The 12,757-nt window shown below is 72.4% G+C and carries 10 protein-coding genes; 7 read left to right on the top strand and 3 right to left on the bottom strand.

Going from position 1 to position 12,757, the window contains the following annotated elements:
• Positions 1-2: 2 nt before the first annotated feature.
• Positions 3-2,273 carry a chorismate-binding protein gene (locus J2W21_RS12110; protein WP_307114760.1) on the top strand — a complete coding sequence of 757 codons (2,271 nt, stop codon included), beginning with the start codon at positions 3-5 and terminating at the stop codon, positions 2,271-2,273.
• A gap of 33 nt (positions 2,274-2,306) precedes the next feature.
• Here the strand turns inward: J2W21_RS12110 and cls are convergent, their stop codons facing one another.
• Positions 2,307-3,764: a cardiolipin synthase gene (gene cls / locus J2W21_RS12115; protein ID WP_307114761.1), complete on the bottom strand. Its 1,458-nt coding sequence runs from the start codon at positions 3,762-3,764 to the stop codon at positions 2,307-2,309.
• A gap of 22 nt (positions 3,765-3,786) precedes the next feature.
• Between cls and J2W21_RS12120 the strand changes: the two genes are divergently transcribed.
• The 5 genes from J2W21_RS12120 to J2W21_RS12140 all read left to right on the top strand — a co-directional run bounded on the left by J2W21_RS12120 (position 3,787) and on the right by J2W21_RS12140 (position 9,087).
• The gene (locus tag J2W21_RS12120) at positions 3,787-4,701 is read left to right on the top strand and encodes an aminodeoxychorismate lyase (RefSeq protein WP_307114762.1); all 915 of its coding nucleotides are present in this window, start codon (positions 3,787-3,789) and stop codon (positions 4,699-4,701) included.
• Between the two features lie 245 nt (positions 4,702-4,946).
• Positions 4,947-6,449 carry a CoA-acylating methylmalonate-semialdehyde dehydrogenase gene (locus J2W21_RS12125; protein ID WP_307114763.1) on the top strand — a complete coding sequence of 501 codons (1,503 nt, stop codon included), beginning with the start codon at positions 4,947-4,949 and terminating at the stop codon, positions 6,447-6,449.
• Positions 6,450-7,544, top strand: a complete 1,095-nt coding sequence (locus J2W21_RS12130; RefSeq protein WP_307114764.1) for an enoyl-CoA hydratase/isomerase family protein — start codon at positions 6,450-6,452, stop codon at positions 7,542-7,544.
• A 30-nt stretch (positions 7,545-7,574) separates the two neighbouring features.
• Positions 7,575-8,498, top strand: coding sequence for a 3-hydroxyisobutyrate dehydrogenase (gene mmsB, locus J2W21_RS12135; protein ID WP_307114765.1), 924 nt, complete (start codon positions 7,575-7,577; stop codon positions 8,496-8,498).
• 127 nt (positions 8,499-8,625) lie between these two features.
• Positions 8,626-9,087: a hypothetical protein gene (locus J2W21_RS12140; RefSeq protein WP_307114766.1), complete on the top strand. Its 462-nt coding sequence runs from the start codon at positions 8,626-8,628 to the stop codon at positions 9,085-9,087.
• Between the two features lie 27 nt (positions 9,088-9,114).
• Here the strand turns inward: J2W21_RS12140 and J2W21_RS12145 are convergent, their stop codons facing one another.
• A complete protein-coding gene (locus J2W21_RS12145; protein ID WP_307114767.1) occupies positions 9,115-9,621 on the bottom strand; it encodes a MarR family winged helix-turn-helix transcriptional regulator in 507 nt (168 codons plus the stop codon).
• A 30-nt stretch (positions 9,622-9,651) separates the two neighbouring features.
• Positions 9,652-11,388 (bottom strand): AMP-binding protein, encoded by a 1,737-nt coding sequence (locus J2W21_RS12150; protein WP_307114768.1) that lies wholly within the window; start codon positions 11,386-11,388, stop codon positions 9,652-9,654.
• A 91-nt stretch (positions 11,389-11,479) separates the two neighbouring features.
• Here J2W21_RS12150 and J2W21_RS12155 point away from each other — a divergent pair, with 91 nt between their 5' ends.
• Positions 11,480-12,682 carry an acyl-CoA dehydrogenase family protein gene (locus tag J2W21_RS12155; protein ID WP_307114769.1) on the top strand — a complete coding sequence of 401 codons (1,203 nt, stop codon included), beginning with the start codon at positions 11,480-11,482 and terminating at the stop codon, positions 12,680-12,682.
• Positions 12,683-12,757: the final 75 nt, after the last annotated feature.

A 12,757-nucleotide genomic window follows, 5' to 3' on the forward strand; every position in this document is an offset into this window, starting at 1 on the left:
ACGTGGGGCCCTCCGTCCCGGCGCGCGTGCCGTCCGTGATCCTGCTCGACGGGAGGTCGGGCGCGGGGAAGACGTCCCTGGCCGTCGAGCTCGCGGCGGCGCTGCGCGAGCACCGCACCGTCACCCTCGTCCACCTCGAGGACGTCTACCCGGGGTGGGACGGCCTCGCCGACGGCATCTCCCGGTGCGCCGCCCACGTGCTCGCCCCCCTGCGCCGGGGCGAGGAGGCCCGCTGGCGCCCGTGGGACTGGGAGCGCGGCGCCGACGGCCCCGAGCGCCTGAGCGAGCCCGCCGACGTGGTGATCCTCGAGGGGGTCGGCGCGGGCGCCGCTCCCCTGCGCGCCCTCGCGGACGCGGTGGTGTGGGTGGACGCCCCAGCAGACGAGCGCCGGCGGCGCGCCCTCGCCCGGGACGGGGACCTCTACGCGCCGCACTGGGACCGCTGGGCCGCCCAGGAGGACGCCTGGCTGGCGCACGACGACGTCCCCGCGGCCGCCGCCGTCACCGTCGCCTCGCCCTCGGGCACCGAACGGCCCGACGGGCTCGCCGGCCGGGTGCTCGCCGCCCTCGCCGGGCTGCCGTCGCTGTGGGGGCTCCTCGCGCCCGAACGCTCCGCGCGCGAGTCCGCGCCCGCCGTCGTCCGTCGACTCAAGGCGGCGCCCGATCCGGAGCGGCTCTTCCGGTCGCTGTTCGGCGCGTCCGCGGCGGCGGTCTGGCTCGACTCCTCCGACGCCGACGTCACCCCGTCGAACGCCGACGTCACCCCGCCGAACGCCGACGTCACCCCGCCGAACGTCGACGTCACCCCGTCGAACGCCGACGTCACCCCGCGGAACCACTTCAGCGTCATGGCGGACGACGGCGGGCTGCTCGGGCGGCGCATGGCACACCGGCGCGGACGGACCGAGGTGGTCCACGGGCCCGCGACGGACGCGCCGGTCTCCGTGCGCTCCGACATCCCGTTCTTCCGCTGGCTCGACGCCGAGTGGGGCCCCGGCCAGGCTGCCGCGGTATCGGGGCTCGAGTGCGGGTTCGCGCTCGGGTGGCTCGGGTACCTCGGCTACGAGCTGAAGCGGGAGTGCGGCGGATCCGACGTGGACCCCGGGCTGCCGGACGCCCAGCTCGTCTTCGCGGCCCGCGCAGTGGTCCTTGACCACGCGGCGGGCGAGGCTTGGGTCCTGGCCCTCGACGCAGAGGACGCCGGACCGTGGCTCGACCGGGCTGTCGCCGCCGTCCGGGAGTGCGCGGCGGCACGTGAGCGCAGCGCCGCGGCGCGCGAAACCCCGACCTCGGCACCCCACGGGGTGACCTCGGCGCCCAGCGGGGTGACCTCGGCGGCCCACGGGGTGACCTCGGCGGCCCACGGGGTGACCTCGGCGGCGCCGCCCGCCTTCACCGCCCGGGACACCGCCGCGGAGTACATGGACAAGGTGCGCGCGGCCCAGGCCGAGATCGCCGAGGGGAACACGTACGAGGCCTGCCTCACCACCACGCTCGAGGCGACGGTCCCCGCGCAGGGCGACCGGCCCGGCGTCGTGCCCCTGGACGTCTACGGCGCGCTCCGCCGCCGCAGCCCGGCGCCGTTCGCGGCGTTCGCCCGCTTCGGGAGCCTCGCGATCGCGAGCACCTCGCCCGAGCGCTTCCTGTCCGTCGCGGCGGACGGCGGGCTGCGGGCCGAGCCGATCAAGGGCACCCGCCGCCGCTCACCCGGCGGGTCGCCGGAGGACGCCGCCGCGGACGAGCGAGTGCGCGCCGAGCTCGCCGCGAACCCCAAGGACCGGGCCGAGAACCTCATGATCGTGGACCTGCTGCGCAACGACCTGAGCCACCACGCGGTCCCGGGGTCCGTGCGGGTGTCGCGGCTGTTCGCCGTCGAGACCTACGCGACGGTCCACCAGCTCGTGAGCACCGTCGACGCCCGCCTCCGCCCGGGCGCCTCCCGCGCCGAGGCCGTCGCGGCAGCGTTCCCGCCCGGCTCCATGACGGGCGCGCCGAAGATCAGCACCATGGCGATCCTGGACCGGCTCGAGGCGGGCCCGCGCGGCGTCTACTCCGGGGTGATCGGCTACTTCTCCCGCACGGGGGCCGCGGACCTCTCGGTGGTGATCCGCACCCTCGTGATGGACGCCGCGGACGACGGCGCCACGCGCCTCACGCTCGGGGTGGGCGGTGCCGTCGTGGCCGACTCAGATCCCGCCGGCGAGCACGACGAGATCCGGGCCAAGGCGTTCGCGGTCCTCAGCGCGCTCGGCTCGGAGTTCCCGGAGGACTGAGGCCGGGCCCCGGCTCCGCTCGGCCGCCGCGGGCTACTGGAGCGTGGCGGTGAGCCGGGCGACGTTGTCCACGTAGCGGCTGAGCATCGGCCGGCGCCGCCATTCCTGCAGGTCGAGGCGCTTGCTCACCTCGCGGTACATGTCCTCGACCCGGCGCATCTGGTCCACGATCTCGCCCCCGGGGAGCATGAGCGAGACCTCCATGTTGAGCGAGAAGGAGCGCATGTCCATGTTGGACGAGCCCAGGACGGCGACCTCGTGGTCCACGGTGAAGTGCTTGGCGTGCAGGACGTACGGCTTGGGGTAGCGGTAGATCTTCACGCCCGCCGTGAGCAGCTGCTCGTAGTAGGACTGCTGGGCGTGGTGGACGAGGAACTGGTCGCCCTGTTCCGAGACGAACAGCTCGACGTCGACGCCGCGCTGCGCCGCTGTCGTGACCGCATAGAGGAGCGAGTCGTCCGGGACGAAGTAGGGGCTGCAGATCGAGAGCCGGCGCTGGGCCGAGTAGATGAGGGTGTTGAAGAGGCGCAGGTTGTTCTCGTTCGCGAACGCCGGGCCGCTGGGCACCACCTGCGCTGGGGCGTCGCCGGCGTGCTCCGCGGCCTCGAGCTGGTCCTCGAGGAGCACGTCCGTCTCCGAGAGCCAGTCGGTGGCGAAGACGACGTTGAGGGTCGTGACCACCGGGCCCTCGAGGCGGGCCATGAGCTCGACCCACTTGCGCTTGGCCCGCCGATGGTAGGAGCGCTCGATCAGGTTCAGGGAGCCCGTGAACGCGACCTCGCCGTCCACGACGAGGATCTTGCGGTGGTTGCGCAGGTCCACCCGGCGCCACTGGCCGTGGACGGGCATGACGGGGAGCATCCGCCGCCACTGGACCTTCGTGGCCTTGAGCCGCTTGAGGAACGTGCGGTAGCCCTTGATGCGCAGCGTGCCGATGTGGTCGAAGAGGAAGCGGACCTCGACGCCGCGCTCGGCGGCCTCGGTGAGGGCCGCGAAGAAGTCCTCGGTGACCTCGTCCCAGCTGACGATGTAGAACTCGGCGTTGACGAACCGCTTCGCACCGCGCACCGCCTCCGCCATCTCGGCGATCGCGTCCTCGTAGCCGGGGATGAGGCGGACCTGGTTGCCGTTGACCATGGGCAGCGAGCCGAGCCCGCGGTTGAGCTCGGCGGCCGAGTGCAGCCACTCCGGGCCCGGGAAGGTGGTGTCGACGTCGTGCGAGTCGGCGAGCGCCGCCCGGACGCGCGCGTTGACCTCCTGCTGCTGGTCCCGGCGGCGGCCCGAGAAGCGGAAGTTGCCGAAGAGGAGGAACACCAGCAGCCCGATGGTCGGGATGAAGAAGATGGCCAGCAGCCACGCCATCGCCGTCGTGGGCCGGCGGTTCCCGGGGATGATGCCGAGCACGGCGACGCGGATCACGAGATCGACGACGCCGAGGGCGAAGGTGAGCCAATCGGGCAGGAGGCCGATCAGCGGCAACTGGAGGAGCATGGGCACAGCCTAAGCTGTCCCCATGACTCACACCGTCCTGACGTTCCTCGACCGCGCGTTCCCCGACGGGCGGATCGAGGACGCCACGAAGCCGCAGCTGTTCGCCACCGATCTCGGGGCCACGCGCGGCGACGGGGTGTTCGAGACGCTCCTCGTCCTGGACGGGCACGTGCGCAAGCTCCCGGCCCACCTGGCCCGGATGACCCGCAGCGCGGCGCTGCTCGAGCTCGAGGTGCCCGACCACGAGGCCTGGGAGCGGGCCATCGTGACGGCGCTCGACGAGTACCAGCGCGTGGTCGGCCCCCTCACCGAGGTTGTCGTGAAGCTCGTGGCGACCCGGGGGGTCGAGGGCGCGCACGAGGCCACGTGCTGGGTCGCCGCCTCCGCGCCGGCGCCGGCGGCGAAGCGGCAGCGCGAGGAGGGCATCGACGTCCTGCTCCTGGACCGCGGCTACGACTCCGACCTCGCCGAGCGGGCCCCGTGGCTCCTCCTCGGCGCGAAGACCCTCTCCTACGCGGTGAACATGGCCGCGCTGCGCTACGCCCACACGCACAGCGCCGACGACGTCATCTTCACCTCCGCCGATGGCAAGGTCCTCGAGGGGCCCACCTCCACCGTGCTCATCGCGCACGCCGAGAAGGACGACGCCGGCCGCCTCACCCTCAAGAGGCTCGTCACCCCCCAGCTCGACTCCGGCATCCTCCCGGGCACGTCGCAGGGGGCGCTGTTCGCGGCCGCCAAGGAGGCCGGCTGGGAACTCGGGTACGGCCCGCTCGAGCCGGAGGACCTGTTCGACGCGGACGCCGTGTGGCTCATCTCCTCGGTGCGCCTGCTCACCCCGGTGAACCACGTGGACGGCAAGGCGATCGGGGCCGACCCCGAGCTCGCGCGGGCGCTGACGGCCGAGCTCGCGGGGCTGTTCGACAAGATCGCCTAGCTGGCCCTCCCCGCCGAGGTCACCCCGCCGGACGCCGAGGTCACCCCGCAGGCCGCCGACGTCACCCCGACCTCGCGCACCCACGGGGTGACTTCGCGTCTCCGCGACCCGACCTCGCGGACCCACGGGGTGACTTCGGCGCAGTGTGACGCCACGGCGGGACCGAAGCCTCTGGCAATTACTTGGAAGTCCGAGTATCTTCGGTCCCAGATGACCTGGATCACACACGAGCAAAGGAGCTTTCCATGGTCCACGACCTGTACCACTACATCGGCGGCGCCCGCGTCGACGGGACCTCCGGCCGCTTCGGCGACGTCTACAACCCCTGCACGGGCGAGGTCCAGGCCCGGCTCCCGCTCGCCAGCCGCGACGAGGTCCGCGAGGCGATCGCCAACGCGGAGAAGGGCCAAGCCGAGTGGGCCGCCATGAACCCGCAGCGCCGCGGCCGGATCCTGCTCAAGTTCGTCGACCTCGCCAACGAGCACATGGACGAGCTCGCCGAGCTCCTCTCCTCCGAGCACGGCAAGACCTTCGCCGACTCGAAGGGCGATGTCCAGCGCGGCCTCGAGGTTGTCGAGTTCTCCGCCGGCGCCGCCCCGCACCTGCTCAAGGGCGAGTTCTCCGACAGCGTGGGCACGGGCATCGACGTGCATTCGCTGCGCAAGCCGCTCGGCGTGGTCGCCGGGATCAGCCCGTTCAACTTCCCTGCCATGATCCCGCTGTGGCAGGCGGGGCCGGCCCTCGCCGCGGGCAACGCGTTCATCTGCAAGCCGAGCGAACGCGACCCCTCGGTCCCGCTCCGCCTCGCGGAGCTCCTCACCGAGGCGGGCCTGCCGGACGGCGTGTTCAATGTGGTCAACGGCGACAAGGAGGCCGTGGACGCGCTCATCGAGGACCCGCGCGTCAAGGCGATCGGCTTCGTGGGCAGCACGCCCATCGCCCAGGCGATCTATGCCGGCGCTGCGGCCCAGGGCAAGCGCGCCCAGTGCTTCGGTGGCGCCAAGAACCACATGGTCATCCTGCCGGATGCCGACCTCGACATGGCGGCGGACGCCCTCATCGGCGCCGGCTACGGCTCCGCCGGCGAGCGCTGCATGGCCATCTCAGTAGCCGTCCCGGTGGGCGAGGAAACCGCGGACGCGCTCGTCGCCAAGCTGCAGGAGCGGATCAAGGGCCTCCGCGTGGGCGCGAGCATGGACAAGGACGTGGACTTCGGGCCGGTCGTCGCGGCGTCGGCCAAGGAGCGGATCGAGGGCTACATTGCCCAGGGCGCCGAGGACGGCGCCGAGCTGCTCGTGGACGGCCGCGGCCACACGGTGGACGGCTACGAGGGCGGCTTCTGGGTGGGCCCCACGCTGTTCGACCGGGTCACCAAGGAGATGTCGATCTACCGCGAGGAGATCTTCGGCCCCGTGCTGAGCGTGGTCCGGGCAGCGGACTACGACGAGGCGCTGCGCCTGTGCAGCGAGCACGAGTTCGGCAACGGCGTCGCGATCTTCACCCGCGACGGCGACGCCGCCCGCGACTTCGCCAGCCGCGTCGAGGTGGGCATGGTCGGGGTCAACGTGCCGATCCCCGTGCCGATCGCCTACTACACGTTCGGCGGCTGGAAGGCCTCGGGCTTCGGCGACCTCAACCAGCATGGCCCGGACGCGTTCCGGTTCTTCACCAAGACCAAGACCGTCACCACCCGTTGGCCCTCCGGCGTCCGCCAGGGCGCGAGCTTCGTGATGCCGGCGGGCAGCTGAATGTCCGCGCCCACGGAGGCGTCCGCCGCGGGCGACGACGAGGTCCTGTTCGAGCGGCGGGGGCGGCTCGCCGTCGTCGTGCTCAACCGGCCCCGTGCCGTCAACGCGCTCACGGCGGGCATGGCGGAGGCCATGCTCGCCCGGCTCACCGCGTGGGCGGCGGATGACGCCGTCGAGACCGTCCTCGTGCGCGGCGCCGGCGAGCGGGGACTGTGCGCCGGCGGGGACATCGTCGCGATCTACCGGGACATGCTGGACGGCGGCCACGCGACGGAGGACTTCTGGGCCACCGAGTACCGGCTCAACTCGCTGATCAGCCGCTACCCGAAGCCCTATGTGGCCCTCATGGACGGGCTCGTGCTGGGCGGCGGGGTGGGCGTCTCGGTGCACGGCTCGCACCGGGTCGTGACGGAACGGACGCGGATGGGCATGCCGGAGACCACGATCGGGTTCGTGCCGGATGTCGGCGGCACGCTCCTGCTCGCCAACGCGCCCGGCGAGTCCGGCACGCACGCGGCGCTGACCGGCGCCCATCTGGACGGCGCGGACGCCCTCCATCTGGGCCTCGCCGACTTCTTCGTCCCGGCCGCCCGGCTGGGCGAGCTCGTGGAGGCGCTCGAGACGGAGCCGGCGGACGACGCCGTGGCGCGCCTCGCCGTCGAGCCTCCCCTCTCGGAGCTCGCGGAGCAGCGGGGGTGGATCGACGAGGCGTACGCATCGGACGACGCCGAGGAGATCGTGCGCCGGCTGAAGGCCAACCCCGTCCCTGCCGCGTGGGAGACGGCGGCAGCGATCGAGACGAAGTCGCCGCTGGCCGTGAAGGTCACGCTCGCGGCGCTGCGCCGGGCCCGGGCCCGAGGCCCCGTCCCCGGCGCGCTCGAGGAGGCCCTCGACACGGAGTACCGGATTGGCCTCCGCCTGCTCGCCGGGCACGATTTCCGCGAGGGGATCCGCGCCCAGGTCATCGACAAGGACCGCAGCCCCCGCTGGAACCCGCCCACCCTCGCGGAGGTGGGCCGCGAGGACGTCGAGGCCTGCTTCGCCCCACTGGACGCGGAGGAGCTGGGCCTCGCCGCAGGGGTGGCGGCCCCGTGACCCGCCAGCACGAGACCGAAGGAGACACCCATGAGTGAGCCGTCCGCATCCGGAACCATCGCCTTCCTCGGCCTCGGCCACATGGGCGGGCCCATGGCGGTGAACCTGCTCAAGGCGGGCTACACGGTTCTGGGCTACGACCCCGTCCCCGCCGCCGTGGAGGCCGCGCGCTCCCACGGCATCCCCCTCGCGGAGACGGCCACCGAGGCCGTGGCCGGGGCCGCGATCGTCCTGACCATGCTCCCGAGCGGCCGCCACGTCCTCGACGCCTACCGCGGCGCCGAGGGCCAGCAGGGCCTGCTCGCCGCCGCCCCGCCCAACACCCTCTTCCTCGACTGCTCCACGATCAACGTCACGGAGGCGCAGGAGGCCGCCGAGGCGGCGATCGCCGCCGGCCACCGGTCGGTGGATGCCCCCGTCTCCGGCGGGGTGGTCGGCGCCGAGGCGGCGACCCTGACGTTCATGGTGGGTGGGGAGGACGACGACGTCGCGGTGGTCCGCCCGATCCTGGAGACCATGGGCAAGCGCGTGGTCCACTGCGGCGCGCACGGCCTGGGCCAGGCGGCCAAGGTGTGCAACAACATGATCCTCGGCGTCTCCATGATCGCCGTGAGCGAGGCGTTCGTGCTCGGCGAGAAGCTCGGGCTCACGCACGAGGCGCTCTTCGACGTCGCCGCGCACGCCTCGGGCCAGTGCTGGGCCCTCACCACGAACTGCCCCGTCCCCGGGCCCGTGCCCACGAGCCCGGCGAACCGCGACTACCAGCCCGGGTTCGCTGGGGCGCTCATGGCCAAGGACCTCCGCCTCGCCGTCAACGCGCTCGAGCACACCGGGGTGGCCGCGGAGATGGGCCAGCTCGCCTCCCGGATCTACGACTCGTTCGTCGCGCAGGGCGGAGCCGGCACCGACTTCTCGGGCATCATCAACACGATCCGGGAGCAGTCCCAGGCCTGACCCCTCCCCCGCCGGGCCGCGGTGACCAAAGGCCCTTTCCGCCCCGCCGCCCTGGGGGGACCGTGGACGCAAGGGCTGCGGGCGGACGTGGGGGCGGCGCGCCTGCAGAGCGCGGGAGGAGCCTGACATGACCAAGGGAATCATCACCAGGACGTGGATCTGGGGCATCATCGGCATGGTGGCCGGCCTCGTGGTCGCCGGGGTGGCCACGGCCATCATGCTCGCGTACGGCGGGACGTACGTGAGCGCACGCAGCGGCAACGGCTACGACTTCGTGCCGACGCCGGGCGGGACCTTCTGGTCCACGGTCGTCCTCATCTGCGTGGGCGGCCTCATTGCGTTGAGCGGCATCATCGCGCAGTTCGTGGCGTGGGTGGGGGCGCTCGTGAACTCGTACCAGCTGCAGGACAAGATGTGGTTCCTGCTGACCCTGCTCCTGGGGCTGATCGGCTTCGGGCTCGTCGTGATGATCGTGTACCTCATCGCGGCGCCCGAGGGCTACCCGGAGAAGGCCCGGTCCGCCGCGCCGGCCTCGGCGAACGCCCCGCGCCCGGCCCCACCTGAGGACCCCTTCCCCCGCACCGCCTGAGCACGGCTGCCCGGCGCCGGCCCGGGGTCACTCGGTGAAGTCGCCGGCCTGGCGGCGGAAGTCGCCGAGGATGCGCAGGAGCGCATCGACGTCCTCGCCGGTGAAGCCGGACCGCCCGAACACCTCGGCGTTGAGCGCCACCGTGGCCTTCTCCGCGAGCGCGCGGCCGCTGTCCGTGAGCTCGATGAGCGTGGTGCGCCCGTCGGTGGGGTGCGGCGTGCGCGTGACGTACCCGGCGCCCTCGAGCCGGTCCACGGCGTTGGTCACCGACGTGGGGTGCACCTGCAGGAGCGCGCTGGCCTTGCTCATCGGCAGCGAGCCGGTGCGGGCGAAGCTGAGCAGCGCGAGCATCTCGTACCGCGCGAACGTGAGCCCGAGGGGCTTGAGCACGTCCTCGATGCGGGCGATGAGGATCTGCTGGGTCCGCATGATCGCCGTGATGGCGGCCATGGGCGCCGCGACGTCAGCCCATCCGTTCCGTTCCCAGTTGCGCCGGGCGTCGGCGATCGGGTCGCGGGGAAGCGGGTCGCCCATGGTCCTCCTGTCACAGCCTGGATGTGCTGGCTAGTCTCTCAGACCGGGGAAGTCGGCCTCGGCGTACTCGATGCCGTACCCGCCGGCGGACGCGCCGGCCGCCGCCGAGTGCCGCGCCTGCTCTGTGTGGCGCAGCTCGACCCGGCGGATCTTGCCCGAGATGGTCTTGGGCAGCTCGCTGAACTCGATGCGGCGGATCCGCTTGAACGGGGCGAGCTGGCTGCGGCAGTACCGCAGGATCTCCTCGGCGATCTCTGGCCCGGGCTCGTACCCGCCGGCTAGCACCACGAACGCCTTCGGCACCGAGAGGCGCACCTCGTCGGGGGACGGCACCACGGCGGCCTCGGCGACGGCCGGGTGCTCGATCAGCACGCTCTCGAGCTCGAACGGGGAGAGCCGGTAGTCGGAGGACTTGAACACGTCGTCGCCGCGGCCCACGTAGGTGATGACGCCGTCGGCGTCCCGCGTGGCCATGTCGCCCGTGTGGTAGTAGCCGCCGCGGAAGGCGTCGGCGGTCTTCTCGGGGTCGCCGTAGTAGCCCTTCATGAGCCCCACGGGGCGGGGGTCGAGGCGGAGGCAGAGCTCGCCGTCGTCCGCCTCCTCCCCGGTGGCGGGGTCCACGAGCACGACGTCGTAGCCCGGCAGCGGGCGTCCCATCGCACCGACGGTGACGGGCTGGCCCGGGGTGTTGGCGACCTGGACGGTGGTCTCGGTCTGGCCGAAGCCGTCGCGGATGATCACGCCCCAGGCCTTGCGCACCTGCCCGATGACCTCGGCGTTGAGCGGCTCGCCGGCGGAGACGACCTTCCGCGGCGGGGTCTTGAGCTGGGCGAGGTCGGACTGGATGAGCATGCGCCACACGGTGGGCGGGGCGCAGAAGCTCGTGACGCCCTCGCGGCCCATCTGGTCCATGAGGGCGGAGGCGTCGAAGCGCTCGTAGTTGTAGATGAACACTGTGGCCTCGGCGATCCAGGGGGTGAAGACGTTGGACCACGCGTGCTTGGCCCAGCCCGGCGAGGCGACGTTGAGGTGCACATCGCCGGGCTCGAGGCCGATCCAGTACATCGTCGAGAGGTGCCCCACGGGGTAGGAGACGTGGGTGTGCTCCACGAGCTTGGCCCGCGAGGTGGTGCCGGAGGTGAAGTAGAGCAGGAGCGTCTCATCGGCCTTGGTCGGGGCGTCCGGGACGAAGTCGGCGCTGGCCTCGGCCGAGCCCGCGTAGTCGAGGGCCTCGCGCGCAGGGGCAGGCTCCGCACCGGCGCCCCCGACGACGATGAGGCGGTAGGCGCCCGGCACGTCGTCGAACTTGTGCGCGTTCGCCCCGCCGACGGCGACCCAGTGGGCGCCGCCGCGCTCCACGCGGTCCTCGAGGTCCCGGCGGCCCATGAGCGTGGTGGTGGGGATCATGACGACGCCGAGCTTGATCCCGGCGAGCATGAGCTCCCAGAGCTCGATCTGGTTGCCGAGCATGATGATCATGCGGTCGCCGCGCCGCACGCCCTGGCCTCGGAGCCACGTGGCCACCTGCGAGGAGCGGGCCGAGAGCTCGGCGAACGTGCGGCGGGTCGAGCTGCCGTCCTGCTCCACGATCACGAGGGCGGGCTGGCTCCCGCGCACCGGATCGGCGCCGAGGGCGTCGAACCAGTCGAGGGCGAAGTTGAACTCCGCGAACCGGGGCCAGGCGAACTCCGCGTGGGCGCGGGCGTAGTCCTCGCGGAGCTCGAGCAGCCTGTCGCGGGCAGCCCTGAAGTCGTCGGTGACAGTCATCGCCTCGCCTTTCCGTCCTAGTGATCTCCGTCACGATGAAATATAGTTGGACATCCTAGGGTTTGAACAGCGCCGCGATGAAGAGGTCCCCATGCTCCACGCACCAGCCCCGCTCCGCCCGGCTTCCGCCTCCCCGCTCCCCTTTCCGGACGCGGACCTCATGCATATGGCGGACCTGCTCTCCCCTGCAGAGCGGGAGCGCTTCGCCGAGCTGCGGGAGGTCCTCCAGCGTGAGGTCCGGCCCCTCACCGCCCCCTTCTGGAACCGCGAGGAGTTCCCCTTCGAGCTCCTCCCGAAGCTCGCGTCCCTGGGCCTCGGCCGGCTCCAGACGGACGGCTCGTCCCGCCTGTTCCAGGGGCTCGCGTACATGGAGACCGCCCGCGCCGACGTCTCCCTGTCTGCGCTGGTGGGGATCCACAACGAGCTCGTGGTGGGCATGGTCCACGAGCTCGGCTCCGAGGAGCAGAAGCGGCGCTGGCTGCCGGGCCTCGAGTCGTTCACGGCCCTCGGCGCATTCGCGCTCACCGAGCCCGAGCACGGCTCGGACATCGCCGGCGGCCTCGCCACGACCGCGACGCGCGACGGCGACGGCTGGGTCCTGCACGGGGCGAAGCGATGGATCGGGGCGGGCACCATTGCCGACTTCGTCCTCGTCTGGGCTCGGGACACGGCGGACGGCGCGATCAAGGCGTTCATCGTCGAGACGGACAGGCCCGGCTTCACGGCCACGAAGATCGCGAACAAGATCGGCCTGCGGATCATGCAGAACGCGGACCTCGTGCTCGACGGGGTCCGGGTGCCCGAGGCGAACCTTCTGCCCGGCGCCACGGCGTTCGACCGTGCCAACGAGCTCCTGCGGGACTCCCGCGCGTGGGTCGGCTGGCAGGCGGCGGGGATCCAGCTCGCCGCGTTCGACATCGCCCGCGCGTACGCGCTCGAGCGGGTGCAGTTCGGCAGGCCCCTCGCAGGCTTCCAGCTGATCCAGCAGCAGCTCTCCGAGATCCTCGGCAACGCCCAGGCGTCCCTGTCCCTCATGGTCGAGCTCGCCCGCATCCAGGAGGCCGGCCGGCTCGAGATGGCGCAGTCGGCGATGGCGAAGGCGACCACCACCCGGCTCGCCCGCGCCTCGGTGGCCATGGGCCGCTCGCTGCTGGGCGGCAACGGCATCACGACCGACTACGAGATGGCGAAGCTGTTCGGCGACGCCGAGGTCCTCTACACCTACGAGGGCACCTACGAGATCAACTCGCTCATCGTGGGCCGGGCCGTCACGGGGGCCTCGGCGTTCGTCTGACGATGGCCCCGGGCCGCCGCCGGCCACTCGCGCCGCATGGCGGAAAGGTCTGGCGCCCGGCGGCGCAGTATGACT

Source organism: Sinomonas atrocyanea, assembly GCF_030811715.1.
In the GTDB taxonomy this organism is placed as follows: Bacteria; Actinomycetota; Actinomycetes; order Actinomycetales; family Micrococcaceae; genus Sinomonas; species Sinomonas atrocyanea_A.

What these genes read in the sequence shown, in the direction of transcription:
- cls (WP_307114761.1), bottom strand. Translation starts at nt 3,764, where the DNA reads ATGCTCCTCCAGTTGCCGCTGATCGGCCTCCTGCCCGATTGGCTCACC.
- J2W21_RS12120 (WP_307114762.1), top strand. Translation starts at nt 3,787, where the DNA reads ATGACTCACACCGTCCTGACGTTCCTCGACCGCGCGTTCCCCGACGGG.
- J2W21_RS12125 (WP_307114763.1), top strand. Translation starts at nt 4,947, where the DNA reads ATGGTCCACGACCTGTACCACTACATCGGCGGCGCCCGCGTCGACGGG.
- J2W21_RS12130 (WP_307114764.1), top strand. Translation starts at nt 6,450, where the DNA reads ATGTCCGCGCCCACGGAGGCGTCCGCCGCGGGCGACGACGAGGTCCTG.
- mmsB (WP_307114765.1), top strand. Translation starts at nt 7,575, where the DNA reads ATGAGTGAGCCGTCCGCATCCGGAACCATCGCCTTCCTCGGCCTCGGC.
- J2W21_RS12140 (WP_307114766.1), top strand. Translation starts at nt 8,626, where the DNA reads ATGACCAAGGGAATCATCACCAGGACGTGGATCTGGGGCATCATCGGC.
- J2W21_RS12145 (WP_307114767.1), bottom strand. Translation starts at nt 9,621, where the DNA reads ATGGGCGACCCGCTTCCCCGCGACCCGATCGCCGACGCCCGGCGCAAC.
- J2W21_RS12150 (WP_307114768.1), bottom strand. Translation starts at nt 11,388, where the DNA reads ATGACTGTCACCGACGACTTCAGGGCTGCCCGCGACAGGCTGCTCGAG.
- J2W21_RS12155 (WP_307114769.1), top strand. Translation starts at nt 11,480, where the DNA reads ATGCTCCACGCACCAGCCCCGCTCCGCCCGGCTTCCGCCTCCCCGCTC.